The sequence below is a fragment of the Gordonia otitidis NBRC 100426 genome, assembly GCF_000248075.1.
Classification (GTDB): domain Bacteria; phylum Actinomycetota; class Actinomycetes; order Mycobacteriales; family Mycobacteriaceae; genus Gordonia; species Gordonia otitidis.
In genome coordinates, this window is sequence record NZ_BAFB01000182.1 from 24438 (window position 1) to 48281 (window position 23844).

At 65.5% G+C, this 23844-nt stretch carries 25 protein-coding genes; 10 read left to right on the forward strand and 15 right to left on the reverse strand.

The features are described 5' to 3' along the window. Window positions 1-103: 103 nt before the first annotated feature. From GOOTI_RS27300 to GOOTI_RS17555, 3 genes are all read right to left on the reverse strand, one after another. Window positions 104-178 carry a 50S ribosomal protein bL37 gene (locus GOOTI_RS27300; protein ID WP_109239415.1) on the reverse strand — a complete coding sequence of 25 codons (75 nt, stop codon included), beginning with the start codon at window positions 176-178 and terminating at the stop codon, window positions 104-106. A gap of 129 nt (window positions 179-307) precedes the next feature. Further along, window positions 308-622: a mycothiol system anti-sigma-R factor gene (gene rsrA, locus GOOTI_RS17550; protein WP_007239959.1), complete on the reverse strand. Its 315-nt coding sequence runs from the start codon at window positions 620-622 to the stop codon at window positions 308-310. Continuing rightward, complete coding sequence (locus GOOTI_RS17555) at window positions 619-1392, reverse strand: sigma-70 family RNA polymerase sigma factor (protein WP_007239960.1); 774 nt, start codon at window positions 1390-1392, stop codon at window positions 619-621. Before GOOTI_RS17555 ends, rsrA begins: the two co-directional genes overlap by 4 nt. A gap of 337 nt (window positions 1393-1729) precedes the next feature. On the opposite strand from GOOTI_RS17555, the gene ybaK reads away from it, so the two are divergent. After that, on the forward strand, window positions 1730-2218 hold the full coding sequence (gene ybaK, locus GOOTI_RS17560) for a Cys-tRNA(Pro) deacylase (protein ID WP_007239961.1): 489 nt from the start codon (window positions 1730-1732) through the stop codon (window positions 2216-2218). A gap of 32 nt (window positions 2219-2250) precedes the next feature. Further along, the gene (locus GOOTI_RS17565) at window positions 2251-3060 is read left to right on the forward strand and encodes an SOS response-associated peptidase (RefSeq protein ID WP_007239962.1); all 810 of its coding nucleotides are present in this window, start codon (window positions 2251-2253) and stop codon (window positions 3058-3060) included. A gap of 11 nt (window positions 3061-3071) precedes the next feature. On the opposite strand, the gene GOOTI_RS17570 is transcribed toward GOOTI_RS17565, so the two are convergent. Next, window positions 3072-4076 (reverse strand): zinc-binding alcohol dehydrogenase family protein, encoded by a 1005-nt coding sequence (locus GOOTI_RS17570; RefSeq protein WP_007239963.1) that lies wholly within the window; start codon window positions 4074-4076, stop codon window positions 3072-3074. A 174-nt stretch (window positions 4077-4250) separates the two neighbouring features. Between GOOTI_RS17570 and GOOTI_RS17575 the strand changes: the two genes are divergently transcribed. Then, window positions 4251-4871, forward strand: a complete 621-nt coding sequence (locus GOOTI_RS17575) for a DUF1345 domain-containing protein (protein ID WP_007239964.1) — start codon at window positions 4251-4253, stop codon at window positions 4869-4871. A 33-nt stretch (window positions 4872-4904) separates the two neighbouring features. Here the strand turns inward: GOOTI_RS17575 and GOOTI_RS17580 are convergent, their stop codons facing one another. After that, window positions 4905-6386, reverse strand: a complete 1482-nt coding sequence (locus GOOTI_RS17580; protein ID WP_039994291.1) for a flavin-containing monooxygenase — start codon at window positions 6384-6386, stop codon at window positions 4905-4907. Between the two features lie 159 nt (window positions 6387-6545). Continuing rightward, window positions 6546-7694 carry an ATP-grasp domain-containing protein gene (locus GOOTI_RS17585; protein WP_373279033.1) on the reverse strand — a complete coding sequence of 383 codons (1149 nt, stop codon included), beginning with the start codon at window positions 7692-7694 and terminating at the stop codon, window positions 6546-6548. A gap of 210 nt (window positions 7695-7904) precedes the next feature. Here GOOTI_RS17585 and GOOTI_RS17590 point away from each other — a divergent pair, with 210 nt between their 5' ends. Next, a complete protein-coding gene (locus GOOTI_RS17590) occupies window positions 7905-9149 on the forward strand; it encodes an MFS transporter (RefSeq protein ID WP_083835946.1) in 1245 nt (414 codons plus the stop codon). A 25-nt stretch (window positions 9150-9174) separates the two neighbouring features. On the opposite strand, the gene malQ is transcribed toward GOOTI_RS17590, so the two are convergent. Next, entirely contained in the window at window positions 9175-11355 is a 2181-nt protein-coding gene (gene malQ / locus GOOTI_RS17595; RefSeq protein WP_007239968.1) for a 4-alpha-glucanotransferase, read from the reverse strand. A 114-nt stretch (window positions 11356-11469) separates the two neighbouring features. Between malQ and GOOTI_RS17600 the strand changes: the two genes are divergently transcribed. Beyond that, window positions 11470-12087 carry a cysteine hydrolase family protein gene (locus GOOTI_RS17600; protein ID WP_007239969.1) on the forward strand — a complete coding sequence of 206 codons (618 nt, stop codon included), beginning with the start codon at window positions 11470-11472 and terminating at the stop codon, window positions 12085-12087. 17 nt (window positions 12088-12104) lie between these two features. Here the strand turns inward: GOOTI_RS17600 and GOOTI_RS17605 are convergent, their stop codons facing one another. The 3 genes from GOOTI_RS17605 to GOOTI_RS17615 form a co-directional block, all read right to left on the reverse strand. After that, a complete protein-coding gene (locus GOOTI_RS17605) occupies window positions 12105-13451 on the reverse strand; it encodes an MFS transporter (RefSeq protein ID WP_051998007.1) in 1347 nt (448 codons plus the stop codon). A gap of 161 nt (window positions 13452-13612) precedes the next feature. Continuing rightward, entirely contained in the window at window positions 13613-14638 is a 1026-nt protein-coding gene (locus tag GOOTI_RS17610) for an esterase/lipase family protein (protein WP_007239971.1), read from the reverse strand. A 240-nt stretch (window positions 14639-14878) separates the two neighbouring features. Next, a complete protein-coding gene (locus tag GOOTI_RS17615; protein ID WP_007239972.1) occupies window positions 14879-15535 on the reverse strand; it encodes an SDR family oxidoreductase in 657 nt (218 codons plus the stop codon). Between the two features lie 283 nt (window positions 15536-15818). Between GOOTI_RS17615 and GOOTI_RS17620 the strand changes: the two genes are divergently transcribed. Both GOOTI_RS17620 and GOOTI_RS17625 read left to right on the forward strand, forming a co-directional pair. Continuing rightward, complete coding sequence (locus GOOTI_RS17620; RefSeq protein ID WP_007239973.1) at window positions 15819-16301, forward strand: MarR family winged helix-turn-helix transcriptional regulator; 483 nt, start codon at window positions 15819-15821, stop codon at window positions 16299-16301. Between the two features lie 57 nt (window positions 16302-16358). After that, complete coding sequence (locus GOOTI_RS17625) at window positions 16359-18203, forward strand: MFS transporter (RefSeq protein WP_007239974.1); 1845 nt, start codon at window positions 16359-16361, stop codon at window positions 18201-18203. Window positions 18204-18302: 99 nt separating this feature from the next. Here GOOTI_RS17625 and GOOTI_RS17630 read toward each other — a convergent pair whose 3' ends face one another. From GOOTI_RS17630 to GOOTI_RS17650, 5 genes are all read right to left on the reverse strand, one after another. After that, window positions 18303-18593: a hypothetical protein gene (locus tag GOOTI_RS17630; protein WP_007239975.1), complete on the reverse strand. Its 291-nt coding sequence runs from the start codon at window positions 18591-18593 to the stop codon at window positions 18303-18305. A gap of 69 nt (window positions 18594-18662) precedes the next feature. After that, window positions 18663-19586, reverse strand: a complete 924-nt coding sequence (locus GOOTI_RS17635; RefSeq protein ID WP_007239976.1) for an LpqN/LpqT family lipoprotein — start codon at window positions 19584-19586, stop codon at window positions 18663-18665. Between the two features lie 134 nt (window positions 19587-19720). After that, window positions 19721-19960, reverse strand: a complete 240-nt coding sequence (locus tag GOOTI_RS17640; protein WP_007239977.1) for a hypothetical protein — start codon at window positions 19958-19960, stop codon at window positions 19721-19723. 62 nt (window positions 19961-20022) lie between these two features. Further along, window positions 20023-20481, reverse strand: coding sequence for a hypothetical protein (locus tag GOOTI_RS17645; RefSeq protein ID WP_007239978.1), 459 nt, complete (start codon window positions 20479-20481; stop codon window positions 20023-20025). Between the two features lie 191 nt (window positions 20482-20672). Continuing rightward, window positions 20673-20981, reverse strand: coding sequence for a hypothetical protein (locus GOOTI_RS17650; RefSeq protein ID WP_233425527.1), 309 nt, complete (start codon window positions 20979-20981; stop codon window positions 20673-20675). A gap of 182 nt (window positions 20982-21163) precedes the next feature. Here GOOTI_RS17650 and GOOTI_RS17655 point away from each other — a divergent pair, with 182 nt between their 5' ends. From GOOTI_RS17655 to GOOTI_RS17665, 3 genes are all read left to right on the forward strand, one after another. Beyond that, window positions 21164-21637, forward strand: coding sequence for an NUDIX hydrolase (locus GOOTI_RS17655; RefSeq protein WP_007239980.1), 474 nt, complete (start codon window positions 21164-21166; stop codon window positions 21635-21637). Window positions 21638-21782: 145 nt separating this feature from the next. Then, window positions 21783-22820: an NADP-dependent oxidoreductase gene (locus GOOTI_RS17660; protein WP_007239981.1), complete on the forward strand. Its 1038-nt coding sequence runs from the start codon at window positions 21783-21785 to the stop codon at window positions 22818-22820. A gap of 125 nt (window positions 22821-22945) precedes the next feature. Continuing rightward, on the forward strand, window positions 22946-23776 hold the full coding sequence (locus GOOTI_RS17665) for an aldo/keto reductase (protein WP_007239982.1): 831 nt from the start codon (window positions 22946-22948) through the stop codon (window positions 23774-23776). Window positions 23777-23844 lie beyond the last annotated feature (68 nt).

Consider the following 23844-nt stretch of genomic DNA (forward strand, 5'->3'; position numbering starts at 1 on the left):
AGAGTTCGACGCGGGCCCGCCGGCTCGGGGCACGAAAAAGCCCGGGCGGACGCGGTCGATGTGACCGACTGTCACGCTCCGGGCGTTTCGTCTGGCACGCAGCTCAGGCGTTGGGGCGCTTGCCGTGGTTGGCAGCACTCTTCTTGCGTGCGCGCTTCTTGCGTCCGCGCTTACCCATGACGGGCCTCCTTCGTCTCCGATGTGCTCAGTGATTGTCCCACGTCGGCCCCCCATTCCGGGAATCGGTGCCGGTGGGGAGTGATCGGTACCCGGCAGGATGCGGCGTCTCGGTCGCCCGAGACGGGCGTCATTCGCCGCCGGAGTACCGCGTTTCGCGTACGACGACGGTCTTGCGGATCTCGACGCGGAGTCGGTCGCGCAAGCTGTCCGGCGCACGATCGCCACCGCATTTGCGGTTGATCAGCGCCTTCAGCTGTCGCTCGATGCCGTAATGCGCCAGGCACGACGGGCAGTTGTCCAGATGCTGCTGCAACCGGGCGCGGGCGGCGGCGTCACACTCGTTGTCGAGGACGAGCCATACCTCGGCGATCACCGCAGAACAATCGAGCGAGGTGAACTCCGGGTCGTCGGCCTGCGTCACCTCGGGAATCGAGTCGCTCATCGTGCCACCCCGCTCTTTGAGGCCGGCTCGCGGATGAAGCCGCGGTCGCGGGCCACATCGGTCAGCAGTTCGCGCAGCTGACGGCGTCCACGGTGCAGACGCGACATGACGGTGCCGATCGGGGTGTCCATGATCTCGGCGATCTCCTTGTACGGGAGACCCTCGACATCGGCGTAGTACACGGCCATCCGGAAATCCTCGGGAAGTGCCTGCAGCGCCGCTTTGATCTCGTCGTCGGGCAGTGCGTCGAGAGCCTCGATCTCGGCAGATCGCAGACCGGTCGACGTGTGCTCGGCGTTGGCTGCGAGTTGCCAGTCGGTGATCTCGTCGGTCGGGTACTGGGCGGGCTGGCGCTGCTTCTTGCGGTACCCGTTGATGTAGGTGTTGGTGAGGATGCGGTACAGCCAGGCCTTGAGGTTGGTGCCCTCACGGAACGAGGCGAACGCCGAGAACGCCTTCACGTAGGTTTCCTGCACGAGGTCTTCCGCATCGGCCGGATTGCGCGTCATCCGCAGTGCGGCGCCGTACATCTGGTCGAGCAACGGGAGCGCGTCGCGCTCGAACCGTTCGGTGAGGTCGGCATCGGTTTCCGACGGATCGGCACGACGCGGCGCCGCCGAGCCGGCCGCGGTGGATGCCGATTCCTGGGTGACGGACTCTTCTGTGGTCGACTCGGCTGTGGTCGACTGAACTGGGGTCGACTCACCTGGGACGGTGTCGCTTGTCCGGTCAGCACCGCCGGCAGAGTCGGGGGACTCGGGAGAAGCCACGTAATTCCCTTCGCTGATGACTCCGGTACCGCGAACCCCGCTGAAGGGCGTCGCAGATGCACCGGTGATGTCGATCAAGCTTACCGACCCCGCTTGCGTTCCGAGTTTCCCAGGTCGTTCGAGCACCATTGCTCCCATCGACGATCCACCTCCTCGATCTGTCCTGTTGTCCTGTACTTATCCGGTCCACCAACATGTGAACCACCCGCTGAGCAGCGGTGGGGCAGCGCCCTGACATTGTTGGTCAACAGGGTGGCGCCGACAATTGTTCCGCGCATGTCCGATTTGTTGGCGCACACTGATCTGTTGGCGCACGCGACACACACGGGAGGTTCCGATGGCAGCGACTCCAGCACTCACTGCGCTCGCCAAGGCGGGGGTGCCACACGACGTGCACAGCTACGCGCACGACCGGAAGTCCGACGCCTACGGAGCGGAGGCGGTCGACGCGTTGTCGTCGCTCGGCGTGTCGCCGGAACAGATCTTCAAGACACTCGTCGTGTCGCTGACCGGCGGACCAGGTGGGCTCGCCGTCGCCGTCGTGCCCGTACCGCACAAGCTGTCACTCAAGGCCATCGCGGCGGCCCTCGGGGCATCCAAGGCTGTCATGGCCGACGCCAAGGCCGTCACCCGATCGACCGGTTACGTGCTCGGCGGCGTGTCACCACTGGGACAGCGCACAGCCCTGCCGACCGTCGTCGACTCGTCGGCACTGGCCTGGGACCGAGTCCTGTGCAGCGCAGGTAAACGCGGCCTGGAGGTGGAGCTGTCGCCGACCGACCTCGTGGCGGCGACCTCGGCGGTCACCGCCGACATCGCTGTCTGAGTCGTGTCGGTACCGCGTGACAGCATGGAGTCATGTGCGGACGTTTCGCGGTGACCACCGACCCTGCCAAGCTCGCGGCCGAGATCGACGCGGTGAACGAGGTGCCCGCGTCGTCGGCGACTGGTTCCACCGAAAGCGCTGATGGCGACGCGACCGGCACCGAACAGACGGACTCCACGAGTGACGAGCGCAAGTCGCGACCGCTCGGCACGAATTACAACGTGGCGCCGACGTCGACGATCCTGACGGTCGTCGAACGTCATTCCCACGACGACCCACACGACGATCCGCGCCTGCGTATCCGCCCGATGCGGTGGGGGTTGGTCCCGTCCTGGGCCAAGGAGGTCGGCAAGGGGCCGCTGCTGTTCAACGCTCGCGCTGAGACGGCCGCGGAGAAGAGTTCGTTCCGCAGTGCGGTCAAGTCGAAGCGCTGCCTCGTTCCGATGGACGGCTGGTACGAGTGGAAGGCCGGTCCGGATAACAGCAAGGGCAAGCCGACGAAGATCCCGTTCTTCATGTCACCGAAGGACGGCACCCGGCTGTTCATGGCCGGGCTGTGGTCGACCTGGCACGACCGTTCCGACCGCGACGCCCCTCCCCTGCTGAGTTGCACGATTCTCACGACCGATGCCGTCGGCGAATTGCGCGAGGTCCACGACCGTATGCCCCTGATCATGCCGTTCGACAACTGGGACGCCTGGCTCGACCCCGACCATCCTGCCCCGACCGAGCTGTTCTCACCCCCGAGTCACGAGGTGGCGGACGCGATCGGAATTCGCGAGGTGTCGCCACTGGTCAACCGGGTCACCAACAACGGCCCGGAACTGCTCGCGCCTGCCTGACCTCCGCGTGGTCAGTCGTCGGGGACGAGCACGGCGGCACCGTCGAACCGGCCTGCCTCCAGATCGGCGAGCGCATGGTCGGCCCTAGAGAGCGGATACCTGTGCGTGGTGGCGGCGATCCCGTATCGGGCCGCGAGTTCGAGGAATTCACGGCCGTCGTCGCGCGTGTTGGCGGTGACCGAGCGGATCTCTTTCTCGTAGAACAGTTCTCGCTCATAGTTCAGCATCGGGATGTCCGACAGGTGGATGCCCGCTATCGAGAGCACGCCACCGCGGTCGAGTGCGCGCATCGCCACCGGGACGAGTTCTCCGACGGGCGCGAAGGTGATGGCGGCGTCGAGCGGCACCGGCGGCGCATCGTAGGCGCCGTTGACCGAGGCCGCCCCCAACGATCGGGCGAGTTCCTGCGCTTTCTCTCCGCGGGTCATGACGTGGACCTCCGCGCCCTGCGCGATCGCCAGTTGCGCGCACAGGTGTGCGCTGCCGCCGAATCCGTACAACCCCAGCCTGCCGCCGTCGGGCAGTGATGCCCGTACCAGTGCGCGGTAGCCGATGATTCCCGCGCAGAGCAGCGGGGCGAGCGTGACGTCGTCGACGCCGTCGGGCAGTCGGTAGGCAAAATCGGCAGGAACCGTCGTGTACTCGGCGTAACCCCCATCGACGTCCCAACCGGTGTATGTCGATGCCGGACAGAGATTCTCATTGCCTCGTCTGCAGTACTTACACGTTCCGTCGGTGTGGTGGAGCCAGGCCACCCCGACGCGGTCGCCGCTGTCGAAGCCGCGCACCTGCTCACCGGAGTCGACGACCTCACCGACCACCTCGTGTCCCGGCGTGACGCCTGCGCGATGAACCGGGAGGTCACCCTCGGTGACATGCAAATCGGTACGACAGACACCACAGGCACGCACCTTGACCAGCAATTCGTCCGGGCCCGGCGTAGGCACGGGTTTGTCGACCAATTCGATGGGGTGGCCGCCGATCGGCCCGGGGCGGGTGACTGACCATGCGCGCATGTCCCCACTGTAATTTCGTCGCGCCCGGTGTGTACTTGGTCCATGAATGCCGACCGAACGAGTGCCGATCAAGGAAGCTCCGGGCAAGGAGCCTCTGGACCGACGAGTTCTGGACCGTCGAGTTCTGGACCGTCGAGTTCTGGACAGTCGAGTTCTGGCTGGGGCTGGCTCCGGATGCCCCATCGCGGCGACGCGCCTGCGATCGTGCGGCTCGCGGTGAGTATCGCGGTCGGAGCTGCGGCCGCCGTCGGCATCGCGCAGGAGATCCCCCGGGGGGCTCCGCTCGCCGGGTGGGCGATCGGCGCGGGCCTGTTCGTGATCTGGACGTGGCTGGCGCTGTGGCCGATGGACAACACTGCCACCGAAACCCACGCCAGCAAGGAGGAACCGACGCGATTGGGTGCGTTCGCCATCATTCTCGTCGCCGCTTTCATGAGCCTGATCGGCATCGTCGAGGTGCTCTCCCGGAAGGACCCGGTGCTGCTCCTCGTCGCACTTCTGTCCGTCGTCGCCTCGTGGGCGGCGATCCACACGATGTACGCCATGCACTATGCCCGCGCGTATTTCGGGACCGACGGTCCTGCCGGCGTCGACTTTCACCAGGACGATCCCCCGCGCTACAGCGATTTCGCCTACATGGCGGTCACGGTCGGCATGAGCTACGCGATCTCCGACACCGACATCGGATCGTCGAAACTACGCCGAGTCATCGTCTTCCACGCGTTGCTGAGCTACTTCTTCGGCACGGTGATCGTCGCGTTGTTGATCAATCTCACCGCGAACGTCGGGTCCTGAGCACGTTCGATCGGCCGCGCTGGCTACACACGCTCAGTCGTAGCTGTAGGAGTTCAGCGGATAGCTGCCCATCTCCCGCAGTGTCGTCAACGTCGAATTGGGGCGCAGCAATGTCGCTTCTCCGTGCGGATCGAAGTAGTAACTGCGCGACGTCGCACAGTTGCCGCGATAGAACACCGACGATTGCAGGTGGTCGGTGACCTCGGCCAGAAATCGGTCGTTCGCCTCGTCTGTGACCTCGAACGTGTCCGCATCGCGACGCCGGAGTTCGGTGAACAGTCGAGCGATGTGCCGCATCTGCGACTCGATGGTGGTGAAGTACGAGAGCCCGCTGTAGGAGTAGGGACTGTTGAGCGACAAGAAGTTCGGGAACCGCGGGATGGTGATGCCCTCGAATGCCTGAAAGCGGTTCTCGCGCCACCACTTTCCCAGATTCCTACCGCCGCGACCGACGATCGTCATCGCGGGGAAATTGGTGTCCCACAGGTCGAACCCGGTCGCGAGCACCAGCGTGTCGATCGGGTGACGCGTTCCGTCCGCGCTGACCACGGCATCTGCTTCGAAGTGACCGATGCCGCCGGTCTCGAGCGTGACGTTTCGCCTCGCGAAAGCACGGAAGTACTTGTTGGAGAATGTCGGTCGCTTGCAGCCGAAATCGTAGTCCGGCGTCAGGGCGCGCCGCGTCGCGCGGTCGGGCACCTGCGCTCGCAGGTGTGCACGCGCAAGCAATGCCGCGGCCTTGTTCCCCGGTCCGAACTGCTTGAAATGCAGCACCCCGAACACCATCAGCACTTCCAGTAGCGACGTGTTGACGAGCCGGGCTACGCGCTGAGTGGCCGGAGCAGTGGCAAAGATCTTCTGCAGCGCAGCGGGTATCGGGAAATCGACCTTGGGTACCACCCAGATGGGGGTTCGCTGGAACACCGTGAGTGCGGCAGCATCCCTGGCGGCTTCGGGGATCAACTGGACCGCGGTGGCGCCGGTGCCGATCACGGCGACACGACGTCCGGTGAAGTCGAATCCGTCCTCCCAGTCGGCGGTGTGCAACACCTTTCCCGCGAACGAGTCGAGGCCGGGAAAATCGGGAATGTGCGGCTGCGACAGAAACCCTGTCGCGGTGACGAAGTAACGGCAGGTACGACTCGAACCGTCGGCGGTGTAGACCGTCCACAGGTGCGTGCGCTCATCCCACTCAGCGCGCTCGACGCTGGTGGAAAATTCCATGTGCCTCTTGAGGTCGTACTTCTCGGCGACGTGTTCGGCGTAGCGCTTGAGCTCAGCACCGGGTGCGAACAGGCGCGACCAGTACGGATTGGGTTCGAAGCTGTAGGAGTAGGTGACCGACGCGATATCGACAGCGAGCCCGGGATAGTGGTTCACATGCCACGTCCCGCCGAGGTCGTCCTCTCGCTCCAGAATCGCGATCGACTCGATCCCCTGGCGCCTGAACTCGATCGCCCCACCCATTCCGCCGAAGCCTGCGCCGACGATGACGACCTCGTGGTCCGGCTGCATCGAACCGCCCGCGCCCGACCCGCTCGACCCCGTCGTTGTGCTCGACTGCACCACCATCGACCCCGTTCCCGCATTTCTCCGCGACTGACCGCGCAGCGTTGTCTGTGACTCGAAGACACAGTAACGCAGATCACCCTCGACCAGGAAGGGTGAGCCGCCTCAGGTGATCGCCGATCCGTCGTAGAGCACATCGAAGAACTGGGTGGCGACGAGTTGTTCGCCCTTCTTTCGATTGACCCCCAGCTGTCTGCGGTACTTGGCGACATGCTGCAACGACAACGCGGAGTACAGCAGCGGCAGGTGGTCCTTGCGCTGGTCGTAGACGCCCGCTGCCCCCTTGGCGGCGAGACGATTGGCCTGCCAGTGCGACGGATGCATCAGGACGTCGCGGATGACAGCCGCCTTGATCATCTTCTTCCGACCCGGCGGGACGACCACCAGCTCACCCGGATCGAACAGGGCCACATCGAACTCTTCAGGCGTGGCGACGGTGCACCCCGCCGTCGGACGTGGATTGCACTCGACCATGTGGTGCACGCCGTCGTCGGTCATGAGGAAGTCGAAGCTGATCTGACCGTGCCAGTTCAGCTCGCGGGCGATCGTCTGCGCGGCGTGCAACGATTCCGGCGAGTCGACGGACTCGAACACGATCCCGCCGCGGTTGTCGATGGCCAGAGGGTGCTCGTAACACGAGTGCAAGACCACCTCGCCGTGGTGGACCACGCTCCAGCTACAGCGGTCGACACCCTTCAGGTACTCCTGCACCAACCAGGGATCGTCAGCGGTGGGATGCACGGCGTCGAGGCTCGTCTCGGATGCGAGCGGTCCGGTGTTCGTCACCACGTCGAGTCCACCCCTGCCGTAGGCCGCGCGGGCGAACCAGTGTTCCCAGTGCGTCGTCGCCGCGCGCAGCTCCTCCTGCGAGGTCGCCGTGATGGAGTCGGCGACGGGCAGGTCCAGCGATCGGCACAGTTCGCTGAAGCTCACCTTGTCGTGCACGCGGTGCAGGGTGTCGAAGTCAGGGAAGAACAGCTCGAGATCACGATGGCCCGCCATCAGACGGTCCCGGTGATACGCGAGGTAGAACACCTCCTCGAACATCGGTAGCAGCCAGGTGACATCCTCGGCGTCGATGATGTCGACGATCGCCGAGATGAATGCTTCGGTCTCCTGGGTCGGCGCAGGCACGGTGTAGTGCTTGCGCGCGCCGCGCGAGTGACTACCCGGCGCGGAGCGGAAGGTGTCGGCGGCGATCACCCGCCTGCCGGTCACACCGAGCTTGTGGATCTCGTCGACGGCGAACGGCATCCGTGAGGTGGTGACAAGGATCGTGGGATCGATGGCTGGCACGGATCAACCCTAACGGCGTGTGGGATGGCGTGCGCCGAACTCGACGTCCACGGCACATATACCGCCCATTGCGGCGCAAGCCGACTCCATCGTCGGCACCCCACTCGCCGGACGGATCACCGTCCGCCCGTCCGGAATACCGCAGGGGGTTTCGACGCTGGGTCACGTATGACGCAGAGGCCTGACGCACGATCGCCCGGGACGACGGCATCGACGAGCGAACCCCGGTCCGGGGCGCGTTCGTTCGTCGCAGCCATCGCGGCGTTCGCCGTCGTGATGCTCGGCACCACACTGCCGACCCCGCTCTACTCGATCTACGCCGAGGAACTCGGCTTCGGTGTCACCACGACGACCGTCATCTTCGCTGTCTACGCGGCCGGGGTGATCGTTGCGCTTGTCTGTTTCGGACGATGGTCGGATGTCGTGGGTCGGCGGCCACTGCTGATCGCTGGCGCGATCCTGTCCGTCGTGAGCGCCGTGGTCTTCCTGACCGCGGGGCCGGTGTGGCAGCTGATGATCGGCCGCGTGCTCTCGGGACTGTCCGCGGGCATCTACGCCGGCGCGGCCACAGCGGCGGTCATCGAACTCGCACCACCGAACTGGCGTGACCGCGCGCCGGCACTCGCAACCGCGGCGAACATCGGCGGATTGGGGCTCGGACCACTCATCGCGGGACTGCTCGCCCAGTTCGCGCCACTGCCGCTGCGCCTGTCATTCATCGTCGACCTGGTACTGCTCGCCATCGTCTTCGTCGGGATCTGGTTCATGACCGAACCGGTCACGCGCACACCGGGAGCCCGCCTCTCGGTGCAGCGACTGTCGGTCCCGCCGGAGACCAGGGGCGTCTTCCTCCGAGCGGCTATCGCGGCGTTCGCGGGTTTTGCGGTGATGGGAACGTTCACCGGTGTGACACCGGCATTCGTGTCGCAGGTCCTCGGCATCGATTCCCACGCGTTGGCGGGCATCCTGGTGTTCCTGCTGTTCGGCTCGTCCGCAGCGGCACAGATCGCCGGTCGGTCTGTGCCGACCGAACGCGCACTCGTCGCCGGTTGTGCGTTGCTGTTGGTCGGCATGATGGTGCTCGTCGCAGGGTTGCTGGCGGCGTCGTTCGCCCTGCTCGTCATCGGCGCGCTGGTCGCCGGTGCCGGCCAAGGACTCTCGTTCAGCAAGGGTCTCGCGTCGGTGGTCGGTGCGAGTCCTGCGGATCGACGGGCAGAGGTGACCTCGACCTTCTTCGTCGTCGCCTACGTCGCGATCTCGATCCCGATCGTCGGCGAGGGCTTCGCGGCGTCCCACTGGGGCCTGCGGACGTCGGGGGTGGTATTCAACATCGCGGTCGGCGTCCTCGCACTCGTCGCGCTGGTGCTGACCGCGATCGCCGTGCGCCGGGAGAACGCACGCGCCTACTCCTGAACCACCGGTGACGCCCGCGGCCGTCTCAGTCCTTGCCGCCCGCACCCCTGGCTGCCCCGACACCCTCACCGGCGAGAGCCGATACCAGATCTGAGAACCGACGACTGCTCGCGAGGTCCTCCACGAGCACGGCGGTGCCGCCGTCGTCGGCAAGCGGAATGCACCAGTTGGGATATTGATCGCTGTTGGTGCCGGGCTGATTCTGAATCCGCCGCTCGCCGACCGCGTCGACGAGCGCGACACCGAGCAGCACAGACGGCGTCGCAGCGATGAGCCGATAGAGCGCCTCCACGGTCTCCGGGCTCGTGAGTTCGGCGTCCGGGTCCAGGAGCCCACGCGCTCGTGCCATGTCGAGGATGGCATCGCGATCACGCGCATCGCGGGCGCGTTCGTCGGCCTCCGACGTCTCGAGGAGTCCGAGTTCTGCACGCAGGTCGATGTGCTCGCCCGCCAGATAGCCGACGGTCGGCGGCAGATCGTGGGTCGTCACCGACGTGAGACAGAGTTCGCGATAATCCTCCGGCGGGATAGGCGCGTACGGCCCGTGTTCGAACCACAGGATCGACGTGCCGAGGATGCCCCGCTGTGCCAGCGCGGTCTGCACGGTCGGCTCGAATACGCCGAGGTCTTCACCGATCACGACCGCACCGGCGCGCTGAGCTTCGAGGGCGAGAATGCCCAGCAGCGCGTCGTGGTCGTAGCGGACGTAGGTCCCGCCCGCGGGCCCCATGCCGTCGGGAATCCACCACAGCCGAAAGAGTCCCAGGATGTGGTCGACCCGCAGTCCCCCCGCGTGGCGCATGACCGTGCGCAGCATGTCCCGGTACGGTACGTAACCCGCGTCGGCCAGCCTTCCGGGATGCCACGGCGGCTGATCCCAGCCCTGCCCCTGCTGGTTGAACCCGTCCGGCGGTGCTCCGACCGTGGCACCCGAGGCCAGAACGTCATCGAGCATCCATGCGTCGGCTCCGTGACGGTCGACGCCGACTGCGAGATCGGTGATGATCCCGATACTCATACCCGAAGCGATCGCAGAGTGTTGTGCGCTGGCCAACTGTTCGTCGCAGATCCACTGCAGCCACATGTAGAAGTCGATGCGGTCGCCGTACTTTCGGCGTAACCGCTTGAGATAGCGCGCATCGCTGGCCTTCTCCGGCCAGTTGTCGCTGTCGACGCCGAAGCGCTCGACGAGCACGCACCAGGTGGCGAAGCCCTTGAGTCCCTCTCCTTCTCTTTTGCAGAATCTGTCGAAGGCATGGTCACGGCGCTTGCTCCGCGGGACGTCGTGGATGAGCTCGAGTACGTCGAGCTTTGCTCGATACGACTTGTTGCGCTTGATCTCCGACGCGTCGAGGTCGTCGGTGAAGAACTCCTTCTGCAGCGCCTTGATCCACTTGCGCTGGGGTTTGGGAAGCTCGTCGGCTTCGGGGATCTCCTCGACCCTGATGTAGAGCGGGTTGACGAAACGCCTCGTGGCGGGCAGATACGGCGACGCTTCGATCGGCGGACGTGGCGCGGCCGCGTGCATCGGATTGACCTGGACGAAGTCGGCGCCGTAGACACTGCCCGCGATCTCGCAGATGCGCGCGAGGTCGGCGAAGTCACCCACACCCCACGACCCCGCGGACCGTACCGAATACAGCTGCAGCGCGAGACCCCATCGCCTCGTGCCGAGGAGGTCGTCGGCCGTCGAGAGTCGGCGCGGGGTGACGATCAGGGGTGCGCTCGCGTAGGTGTCATGGGCCGGATTGGCGGCGACGATCTCGTGATAGCCCTGCGGCAGTCCACCCGGCACAGCGAAGGTCGCACGCCCGGTCAGTACGCCGTCGACGTCACGCGGCTGCGTCCACACATCGAGCTGGGTCGGCGTGACCGTGTCGCCGGATTCGGTGCGGATGCTGACGGCGACCGGATCACCGTGCGGAACGTGCACGGCGAACGTCGCCTGCGTGTTCGCCGACTCGTCGGTTTCGGTGACCACGGTGACCGATGGCAGGAATCGACGCCATTCCGCGACGTCGAGTTCTGCCAGGGACTGTTCGATGTGATCGTCGGTTCCGGCCTCGACGTCGAGGGATGCGAGCACCCTGACCAGCGTGTCGCGCGAGACCTCGTGATACTTCTGATCCCACCCGGTGTAGCCGACGCTCACTCCGCATCGTTGTGCGAGCTCCGCCAGCCGGTCACTCACCTGATCGGTCGTCACGTCTGCATCGTCTCACCGATTGGGCGGGGATGCGCGTTCACCGACGACCTTGCGCGGCGGGCCGTCGCGCAGTTGAATTCTTGTGACCCCGATCACCGCCTGCTGGGAGTACCCATGTCCGACGACGCACTGACACTCGATCCCACAACCACTGCTCTGGTGCTCATCGAGTTCCAGAACGAGTTCACCACCGACGGTGGTGTCCTGCACGATGCCGTCGCCGAGGTCATGGATTCGACGGGGATGCTGGCCAATACCGTCACCCTGGTCGACAAGGCACGTGCCGCCGGCGTCACCATCATGCACGCGCCGATCACCTTCGCCCCCGGCTACGGGGAACTGACCCGGCACCCCTACGGAATCCTCAAGGGCGTCGTCGACGGCAATGCCTTCGTGAAGGGAACCTGGGGTGCTGCCATCGTCGACGACCTCACCCCGACCGAAGGAGACATCCTCATCGAGGGCAAGCGCGGCCTCGACACGTTCGCGAGCACCAACATCGATTTCATCCTGCGCAGCAAGGGAATCGACACGATCATCCTGGGCGGATTCCTCACCAACTGCTGCGTCGAGTCGACGATGCGGTCGGGCTACGAGAACGGCTACCGGGTCATCACACTGACCGACTGCACCGCGGCGACGTCACCGGCCGAGCACGAGAACGCCATCACGTTCGACTACCCGATGTTCTCACTGCCCGTCGACTCGTCGGCGGTGCTCGCGGCCCTCTAGCCGAGTTCCGGGGTGACTCAGAAGAACTGGTCGCGACGCCGGATCAACGACGTCGCGGCTGCGCTGATGACACCGGTCAGGACCAGGTAGCCCGCAGCCAACCAGGGTGTGCCGCCCGACGCCCCGAGGAGTGCGGTCAGGATCAGCGGGGTGAGCCCCGACGCGTAGATGCCGGAGAACTGGTAGACCACCGACAGCCCCGTGTAGCGCACCGGCGTCGGGTACAGGCTCGCGAACAGCGTGCCCTGCGCGCCGTAGAACAGCGCATGGACCACACCGAAGACCACCACGAGTCCCACCGTGAACCAGACGAGATCTGAGGTCCCGAAGAGCACGAACACCGGGTACACCGCGACCGCGTAGGCGACCATTCCCGCGAGATAGACCCGTCGGGGGCCGAACCTGTCTGTGAGCAGACCCGACACGGGCAGCAGAAGCGCCATCACCGCCGAGGCGATGGTCACCGAGATCAGGACAGACACCTTGGGCAGGCCGAGTTGCGTGGTCGCATAGGCGATCGCGAATACGCCCCAGGTGTTGAACGCCGAACCCTCGCCCCATCGGGCGAGCAGGCCGAGCACCGTGTTGCGTGTATACGGTTGCCGGACAACCTCCTTCAACGGAGCCGACGACTTCTGCGACAGCTCGTCCACCTCCCGGAACGCCGGGGTCTCGTCGACCCTGAGACGCACGACGAAGCCGATGACCACGAGCACGATGCTGCCGAGGAAGGCGATACGCCAGCCGTAGGCGAGGAACGCATCGTCGTCGAAGACCACCTGAAGCAACGCGAAGATCGCCGTACCCAGGGCGAGGCCGAGAGCGAGGCCGATCTGCGGGATCGAACCGAAGAAACCGCGACGCCCGCGCGGGCTGTGTTCGACGGCGAGCAGCACCGCACCCGCCCACTCGCCGCCGAGCGCGAACCCCTGCACGATGCGCAGCAGGAGAAGCAGGATCGGTGCGAGTACGCCGACCTGCGCGGCAGTCGGCAGCGCACCCATGGCTGCGGTGGCGAGCCCCATCATGACCATCGTCAGCGCGAGGGTCTTCTTCCGGCCGATCCGGTCGCCGATATGGCCGAACACGACCCCGCCGATCGGACGTACCACGAACCCCACGGCGAACGTCGCGAACGTGAGCAGTGTGCCGACGAACCCGCTCTGGTGCGGGAAGAACACCGTGCTGAAGACGAGACTCGCTGCGGTGGCGTAGAGGAAGAAGTCATACCACTCGACCGTCGTACCCAGCAGGCTTGCCAGAGCGACGGTTCGCAGTCGTCGACGCCGTTCGGCGTCGCTCTCGGAGTCGACGCCTCGCGTGTCGAGTGACGTGCTGCCATCCGCAGCCGTCGCAGAACGGATGCTTGTGGCGGTCGAGCGCGTAGATGTCACGGTCACGGTTGATCGACGCTACGCAGCTCACGCGAGGCTGCCCAGATCAACAATCACCGTGATCACAACTGCCGCGGGTCGGCGGGACCGGACTCGGGTGGTGGACTCGCGTAATGGTCGCAGCCGTCACCTCACCGCGCGACGCATACCGGGGGTAGCTGCGCCCCGAGTCCGCGCAGCGCGAGTGACTGCGCTCGCGGTGAGTACGTGAAGTCGGTGTGTTCGGTGTGATCTGCCGGGCAGCCGTCCTGGATGACGATGTCGTCGACGTGTGCGCCGGGGCCGGCGGTCAGAAAGCTCGCGGTGTACGGGGTGGAGACCTCGTCGTATGTCGTGGTGAGCACGGTGTAGTCGAGTCCCGGCATGGTGTCCCCGCCGCTGTTGAGTCGCGTGATGAACTCCGACCCCTGCTGCTGATCGGCGCCGGCCGGACCCGACGCCGCAGCGACCTGTGGCCCGATGTCGACACCTTCCGCGCGCATGTCGTGCTCGAGATCGACGAGCCCGTCCATCGTCGTGCCGTGGTTGGTCGCGGCCATCGTCACCACGCGGGACACCTTGTTGCCCAAAGGATTCGATGCATCCGCTCCACCGTGGAACCTCAGATACGCCCGTGCGATGACGCCGCCCTGCGAGTGCCCCACCAGATCGACCTGCCTCGCTCCGGTGACCCGCAGCACGCGCTCGACGAAAGCGCCCAGTTGGGCGGCCGACTCGTCGACGTGGCCCGCGCCGTATTCGCCACCGGACTGCAGTGCGGGGACACCACCCCCGGCCGAGGTGGGCAGAATGCCGAGTTCCGGGGCGAACACACAATATCCGTGACGCGCGAGCACCGGCGCGAAGCCGGCCCACGTCTGATACGCCGACTCCCAGGTGCCATGCACCAGCACGACCGGTCGAGGGTGGGCCTTCGACGGCTTACACGCCCAGTCGTCGGCCCCGGGCGGAATCGCCTCGGGGTGTGGATACCTCGCGGCCGCACGGAAGTCGGACTGCACCGGTCCTGATCCCACCGGGTCGGCGGAACCGCTCGCCGCACTCGCGGGCGGGGCGGTCGCCGCGACCGCACACACGACCGCGACGACCAGAACGGACACCATCGCGGACGCACGGGTGAAACGAATCGGACATTTGCGAAATACCTTGCGTGCCAACAGCTCCCCCTTGATCAGTGTGTCGGGGTGAGCTTATTGCGGACAGCGACGCAGCGGCCCTGGTTGTGAGTGTCCAGCCCATCCGGTGGCGCTGTGTCCGTGAGCGCACCACGCGCACCGAGGGATGACGGCGACACCCGTCACGTCGAGTAGTGGGCGACACCTTCGGCGGATCGTCGGAGCCACCTCACGATGTCACGGCGATGGCGTGATTCGACACCTGTCACCGTGAAGCCCCGATCACGCAGGCTTGATGGCCTCGGCGATGGGGGTCGATCCGTCATTGAATTCGATGAACGCGCCGATCGTCGACGGCTCGGAGATCACGTCCGCAGCAACCTCGGCGACGTTGTCACGGCTCGTGTTCCCCTTCTTCCAGTCACCCTTGTGTGTGACGTCGATGCGGCCGGTACCCGGGTCATCGGTGAGCGCGCTCGGTCCCAGGATCGTCCACTCGAGGTCGGTCTTCTTGAGGTACTCGTCAGCCTCCGCCTTCGATTCCGCGTACGCGTAGAACGGATCGTCCTCCGGGACACCGTGATCGGGACCAGCACCGAAGTACGACACCATGATGTAGCGGTCGACGCCTGCCGACTGCGCCGCATCCATCGAACGGATGGCGGCATCGCGGTCGACGGCGTAGGTGCGCTTCGGGTCCCCACCACCGGCACCCGCGGACCACACGACGACATCCTGGCCGGCGAGCACGGACGCAAGGCCCGCGGTGTCGAGTTTCTCGACATCGGCGAGCAGTGGTTGCGCACCGGTCGCGGTGACGTCGTCGGATTGCGCGTCATTTCGGATGAGCGAAGTGACCTCGTCGCCCCGACTGTGCAAGATCTTGGCCAGCCTGAGTGCGATCTTCCCGTGTCCGCCGATGATGATCACCTGTGTCATGAGAGCCCTCGATTCGTCGATGAATGGATCCGTCAGGATTCGCCGAGTCGATGGATTCGTCTCGACAAACGCCGCACTCCATCCAACGTACCGACGCTCCGCCCACCGCAGGTGCACGCGGCACCGCTCTCACGGAATGCAGGCGAAACCGGTCACCGGATCTTCTTTGCAGTTTACGATTCGATTACTTAGCATCAAGCAACTATATTCATTGCGTGTTGGTCTTTCGACCAGCAGTTCTCGACGTCCAGACATTCGCCCCCGGAATTCCACGAAGAAGGTGATGATCGTGCCCAACTCCGCTTCGCTCGCCGACGACACCGTCGACGCGGAAGCCGCAGACACCAGCGATGTGGCGGTGCTGCATCACCATCTGGTGCGGGTCACCCGTGCACTCCGCACCTCAGGAACAGACAACAACCTGAGCGTGGGAACCGCGTCGGCGCTCTGGACGATCAACGCCCACGGACCGCTGCGGATGTCGGCTCTCGCCGAACGCGAGGCGGTCGCGCTCCCGACAGTGTCACGTCTCGTGGCCGGACTCGAGCAACTCGGGTACGTCACGAGGACACCTGACCCCGATGACCGGCGTGCGCGACTTCTGGTGGCGACACCGGAGGGAGCCGATGTCATCACCCATGCCCGCTCCAAGAAGGCCCAGTTGCTCCGCGCAGCAATGGACCGCATGGACTCGCAGCAACAGCGGCGCGTACACGCCGCGATCGAAGATCTGGCCGATGCCCTCGCAGAAGAGATATCGACCTGACCGGATCACCCCTGCATCGCCCTCTCCCAGCACTTCCGATCTCGTAGAAGGACTTCCATGACCACTGCGGTTAACGACGCCGGGTCCGCCGACTCCGCACGGCCGACGCCCGCACCCACCCACGATCCGCACTACAAGTGGATCGCGCTGTCGAACACGACACTCGGCATGCTCATCGCCACGATCAACTCGTCGATCGTGCTCATCGCCCTGCCCGACATCTTCAAGGGCATCAACCTCAATCCCCTCCTGCCCGAGAACACCAGCTACCTGCTGTGGATGATGATGGGGTTCCTGGTCGTCACCGCCGTTCTGGTGGTGAGCTTCGGACGACTCGGTGACATGTTCGGTCGCGCCCGGATGTACAACATGGGCTTCGCCATTTTCACCGTCTCGTCGATCCTGCTGGCGATCACCTGGTTCGACGGCAGCGAAGCAGCGATCTGGCTGATCTTCTGGCGCATCATCCAAGGTGTCGGCGGCGCGTTCCTCATGGCCAACTCGTCGGCCATCCTCACCGACGCGTTCCCGCCGAATCAGCGCGGACTGGCCATGGGTATCAACGGTGTCGCCGCGATCGCAGGCTCGTTCCTCGGCCTGCTCGTCGGCGGCCTGCTCGCGCCCATCCAGTGGCACTACATCTTCCTCGTCTCGGTGCCGTTCGGGGTCGTCGGAACCATCTGGGCCTACCTGAAACTCCGTGACACCGGTGTGCGCAAGCACTCCAAGATGGACTGGTGGGGCAACATCACCTTCGCGGTGGGCCTCGTGGCAATCCTCGTCGCCATCACCTACGGCATCCAGCCGTACGGAACCTCGAACATGGGATGGACCAATCCGTGGGTGCTCGCAGGTCTCATCGGCGGTGTCATAGTCCTCGCGCTGTTCGTGCTGATCGAGACAAAGGTCGCCAGCCCGCTCTTCGAGCTCTCACTGTTCCGCAATCGCTCGTTCGCATTCGGCAACCTCGCCAACCTGATGGGCTCCATCGGCCGTGGTGGTCTGCAGTTCCTGCTCATCATCTGGTTGCAGGGCATCTGGCTGCCGCAGCACGGCTACGACTACAGCCGGACCCCGCTGTGGGCCGGCATCTACATGGTGCCGATGACGATCGGCTTCCTGCTCAGCGCCCCGATCTCCGGCGCACTGAGTGACAAGCTGGGCACCAAGTGGTTCACCACGCTCGGCATGCTCATCACCGCGGGCACCTTCGCCGCACTCATCGCTATCCCCGTCGACTTCGACTACTGGGTGTTCGCACTGATCCTGCTGATCAACGGCATCGGCATGGGCCTGTTCGCCTCGCCGAACCGCGCAGAGGTCATGAACAGCCTGCCCATCACCTCTCGAGGGTCGGGTGCCGGCATGATGACCACGTTCCAGAACGCAGCGATGGTGTTGTCGATCGGCCTGTTCTTCTCCCTGATGATCGCCGGGCTGAGCCAGCATCTGCCGACCGCCATGTACAGCGGACTCACTGCGAACGGTATGCCGTCGGAGGCTGCGAACGGTATCGCGCACCTGCCGACGGTCGGCATCCTGTTCGCCGCGTTCCTCGGGTACAACCCGATCAAGGAGGTCGGCGGCCAGGCGCTGCAGTCACTTCCGCAGTCCAGTGTCGATCACCTCACCGGACTCGACTTCTTCCCGCACCTGATCAGCGATCCGTTCTCCGACGGTCTGACCGCTGCGTTCACGTTCGCGTTGATCTGCTGCGTGATCGGCGCCATCGCGTCGCTGTTCACCGGTAGCAAGAAGATGAAGGTCGAGTCGGTTGACGGGGAGCCGAGCACATCGGCGACGCCCGCCGAGTCGCTCGGTGAGGAACTTGCTGCCGTCGCCGCCGACGCCAGTGAGATGCCCGGCGAGCTGGTCACCCCGGACTCGTCGCGCCGTTCCTGACGACTGATCGCTCCGACACCGCCCCGAGCCGCCGACACCGAAGGCGCTCGGGGCGGTGTGGTCTCAGCTGTGGAAGTGGTCCCAGCCGTGGCAGTGGTCTCAGTCGTGGAATTCGTTCTTGGGGAGCCGTACTCGCGCGTCGGCCGACCACCGCGCGGCGCGAACCCGCAGGTTCCACCGCGCGGGCGGCACGGTGAACTCCATCCACCGGCCGTCGCCGAGCCAGAGCGACCACAGGTCCTCGTCGGGGAAGTCGCCCATCCGGACGTAGATCTGTTCACCCGCAGCCGACGCGGTCAGCCAGCCCTGGTCGCCGGGGTCGTCGACGAACTCGGCCTCGGCGGCGAGAACCGCCTCCAGGTCGACGACGCGATCGCCGCGACTCACCATTGCTCTTCCCCCTCGTTGCTCCCGCGCGTGAGTGTGCTCGACCGACTGCCCGAGTCACCCGACCGACCGTCAGTCATCCAGCCGCACACTGCTGACCGCTGTGACGATCTCACGGCAGAATTCCCTGCCCGCGCGCAGCGGCACGAGACCCGTCGTGTGCACCAGGTATGCGACGTTTCCGCGCGCGAACACCTCATACCTCAGCGCACAGAACCTTCGCTCCCCCGTGTCCAGATAGGTCCCGGTCTGCAGCGAGGCCCCCTCTGTGCGGAAGCCGCGCGGGGTGGCGACCACGTCGTCCTCGACCCAGTCAGGTAGCGCACGCGCCTCGACGGGCGCATGGTCGAGTAGTGCGGAGAGATCTGTGTGATGGTCGACGATGAATCGGGTGAGCACGATCGCGATTGTGCCCTCACTGCCGTGTCCCGAAACGAAGAGGCGCAGGCAACCGGGTGACTGCGCGGCTTGCCAGGAGTCGTCGAGGTCGATGGTGATCTCGCCGGGCACCGACATCGGATCGGTGACGTGATGTGCCGACACCGCCATTCGAGTGAGCCTCTCGAGTATCGGGATCGTCGTTCCCGGGGCGGACACGACCGTCTCGGTTAATCGTCGACGGTGCGCCGCGCGCGTATCTCGGGTCCGGTGAGGGAATTCCTCGGCGAGGCGCGCTGTCCCGGCCGCAGACGGGCGGGCTCGACTGGTCATCCGGGTGAAGAACTCACCCGTACGCGTGTCGATCTCGCCCGTGCAGGCGCCGATGTCGACCGCGGCCCTGATATCGGCCGGTCCCGCGTTGCCCACCGAAGCGACCGACTCGGTCGACTCGATCGCATCGGGGCCACTCGGATGCAACGCATCCCGGTTCGGGGCATCCCGGTTCGGGGCGGCCGGGCTCTGGGCATCCGGGCTCTGGGCATCCGGGCTCTGGGCATCCGGGCCGGTCTGCACGAGAAGCCGGGTCACCGGTACGGCATCGCTGTCAACGGACACCGGACAATGGTACGCACGTCACAATCCCGGTGACCATCTCACGCACTGGTTGCCCACCACGCGCCGCCGTCGAATTCGATGATCTGAATCAGTCTGTCTAACTGGCGAATTCACGGGCGAGCGCTTGAGTGAAGTCAGAAACCCGTGGAGCCTCGGTCCGACTTCGAGGACCGTGACGACCGGAAGAGCATGTAACCGCCGTAGATCGCGAGAACGACGAGTCCGATCCAGAAGAGTCCCTTGAGGATCGGACCGAGAAGTGCGAGCGCGATCAGCGTTATGACAACGATGCCGAGGACCTTCCAGAAGCCCATTCCCGAGCCGTTGCCGTTGTTGTTCGATGATGTGCCGGTGCTGTCGTATGAAGTGGTCATGACTCCACCTTGCGCGTGTGCGGTACGGAAAGCACCTGTTCGGCGGGCAGTTGGGGGAAAGATCAGGGGCATCCCCGAGCCGGCTGCGGCGCGGTGTAGCTCCATCCCATCGAGTCGGGAGAGGGCCAGGCGCATCGATCCCGGAACCAGCCGATGCACACATCTGCGATGAGCTCGGCGGAATCACTGGTGAGGTAGCCGTGAGTGCAGTCGTCGAAACTGTCGTCGAGGTGCCATCGGTGTCGGGCCGACCGAGGCACCGAGTAGCCGGCCAACCGGGGGCGCCCCATCAGCCCTGTCGAGAGTCGCACCAGGTAAACGTTGCCCTGCAGGACATGTATCTGCGCACATTCCACGTCGGCGTCGGCATCGGCGGCGGCGTCGTGTCCAGCGGGTCCGAGGTCGAGCACGGCCGCTGACGGCATCACCCGTAGCTCGGTGACCAACCACTCTCTGGCGGCTGTCCAGGCGGACTCGGCGGATGGGCGGTGGGACACATCGTGTGGGGTGGGATCGTTCATGCGGCCAGGCCTCGTCTCGGCGATCGGATGCGCTGTGTGCCGTTCATCCGCGACACACGGCGCCGCGCGCATGTTCAGTGGCTCAATGCGGCGCACATGACAGTGAAGCACCGCCCACCGACAGATTCGCCGCACACGGGCGTTGACCCCGCACCGTGTCGCACGCGTCCGTCGTCGACGACCGGACGGGCCTACGTCGGCGGTGTGTCGTCGCGCCCCAGGGCGGCGTCGCTCTGCGCGTCCGAATAGCCGGGTTTGACCACCCAATTGGCCGGTAACCCGTCTGCGCGCTTCTGCGCCTCGTACTCCTCTGCGATGTTCTCGTCGTTGACGGTGACCAGCGGCTGTCCGCCGAATTCGCGATACAGCGCGAAGGCGACGAGTACGAGACCGAGCGCTGCACACACCCATGTGCTACCGGGAACGCTCGACCAGCCGCGATCGATGACGTCGACGATCGCCCACACGATCCCGATCAGTCCGATCGCGACCAACGCCACGAAAACACCTCTACCACGCATCGCCTACCACCTTTCGCCTGCGCATCCGGCCCGTGACCGATCCTGCCATGCGCCCGGCGCAGGAGATCACGGTCAGACTCGGCCGACGTTGCGACGCGACCGCCGTCGGCGCGGACAGGTCGACGTGCTCGTAGTGTCACCACCACGGCAAGATGGTCGCCATGCCCATCCCCGAATTCATCACCGACCTGCGTTCCCACGTAGGGCACGCGCCGCTGTGGCTCTCCGGTGTGAGTGGCGTGGTCCGTGACGATCACGGGCGCATCCTGCTCACCCATCGCGCCGACACCGCGGAATGGGCGGTCGTCTCGGGCGTGCTCGAGCCCGGCGAGGAGCCTGCGCGTGCCATCGTTCGCGAGATCGCCGAGGAGACCGCCGTCGACGCCGAGGTGGTACGGCTGACCAGCGTCGACGTCACTCCGATGGTCACCTACCCCAACGGTGATCAGACTCGCTACCTCGACGTGTGCTTCCTGGTCCGCCACGTCGCCGGAACACCACGCGCGGCCGACGACGAGAACACCGAGGTCGCGTGGTTCGCGCCCGATGACCTACCCGCGAACCTCGCCGAGACGTCGAGGCTCCGCATCGAGAAAGCACTGAGTGACGCCGCGGAGGCATGGTTTCGACGCTGAGCGGAGCCGGGTGATGAGTGTCGTGTCACTCACGCCGCGAGTGGCGGGGTCGAGGCCTGCCTGTTCGTCGGAGTTAGCGCGATCGACACCGGACGGTGACCTTCGGATCGGAATAGCACCGCAGCGACTGCGCCTTGAACCAGATATGGCCGATGCAACGAACACAGAGTCCTCGAACACTGGCTCAGCGAAGACACCGACCAACGAGAACACCCTCGACATAGAGTCGGCTGCCGTCACCGCGCGGCAAGCCGTGGCAACCGCATACGGTGATCCCACCTCCGTGGTGGAGATCGTGAAGGCCGAACTCCCCCTCCCCGACACTGGCCAGGCGGTCATCGACGTGACCGCGATCGGGGTCAACCCGATCGATGCGAAGACCGTCTCCGGAGCCATGGGCGGCGACACATCGAAGCTGCCCCTGCCCATCGGACATGAACTCGCGGGTGTCGTCCGTGCGGTCGGCAGTTCGACCGGCGACACCCCGCCGACCACCTTCACTCCCGGCGACGAGGTCATCGTCTATCCGGCACCCGGCGCGTTCGCCGATCACGTCGTCGTCGATCTCTCCTCCGTCCATTCCCGACCCGCAGGGCTCGACGCCGAGCACGGCGCAGGACTTCTCCTCGTGGGAGTGACGGCAGCCGACGTGGTGGCCACCGCCGCGATCACGCCAGACGACACCGTCCTGATCCATGGGGGCGCGGGTGCCGTCGGGTCGATCGCGGTCCAGCTCGCACTCAGAATCGGCGCGACGGTGGTCGCCACCGCCTCACCTGCCAACCACGAGTACCTGCGTGAACTCGGCGCCACCCCGGTGGCGTACGGCGACGGTCTGCCCGACCGGGTCCGTGCCGCGGCGCCCGACGGCGTCACCGCGGCGATCGACACCGTGGGCACGGACGAGGCGATCGACGTGTCGCTCGAACTCGTCGCCGATCGCGCGCGCATCGTGAGCATCGCAGCGTTCGGACGTGGCGAGGACGGCATCGTCCTGGTCAACGGCAGCACTCCCCAGAGCAAGGAGAACCGGGCGGCCGCCGTCGACGGACTGATCGCCGACGCCGCTTCGGGAGCTCTGGTCACCGACATCGCGGCGACCTATCCCCTGGATCGAGCGGGACAAGCACTCGAGGATCTCCTGACCTCGCATCCCCGCGGCAAGTTCGTACTGTTGCCCTGAACCGGCACCCATGGGAGTAGCCGCGCTGGTTGCCCCTGCTGAGCCACACCCCGATCCCGCTCGCGGATGCAGACCGCGCGTCCTGACGGCCCCGGGATCGATCCCAACGAAGTGAAAGGTGTTCCATGACAGTGCCACTCATCACCCTCAACAACGGGCTCCAGATTCCCCAGCTCGGATTCGGCGTGTTCCAGATCGAGCCGGAGAAGACCGTCGACGCCGTGCGCACTGCGCTCGACGTCGGCTACCGCCACATCGACACCGCCGAGATGTACGGAAACGAGAAGCAGGTCGGCGAGGGCGTGAACGGATCGGACGTCCCACGCGATCAGGTGTTCATCACCAGCAAACTGAACAACAACCACCACGACTACGACGATGCGATCAAGGCGACAGATCAGACGCTGGCCGATCTGGGCGTCGACGCCGTCGATCTGTTCCTGATCCACTGGCCGCTGCCAGAGGTCGGCGATTTCGTCGACACATGGAAGGCCATGGAGAAGATCTACGCCGACGGCAAGGCGCGCGCGATCGGCGTGTCCAATTTCCAGAAGCACCACCTCGAGCGACTCTTCGCCGAGACGGAGATCGTGCCCGCTGTCAACCAGATCGAGGTTCATCCGTACCTGACGCAGGACGACCTGCGCGCGTTCAACGCCGATCACGGCATCGCGACCGAAGCGTGGTCGCCGATTGCACAGGGCGACGTCCTCGACGACCCGGTGTTGAAGAAGATCGCCGAGGAGAAGGGCAAGTCGACTGCCCAGGTGACACTACGTTGGCACATCCAGCGTGGCGACATCATCTTCCCCAAGTCGGTCACCCGCTCGCGCGTCGAGGAGAACTTCGACATCTTCGACTTCGAGCTGACCGGCGACGACATGGCCGCCATCGACGGCCTCAACAAGAACAAGCGACGCGGACCCGATCCGGACACGTTCAACTACGTGCCCTGAACCGCTACGCGTTCACCAATCTCGCTCCCGCTCACCTCATCCGGTGAGCGGGAGCGCTTTGTGCGGTA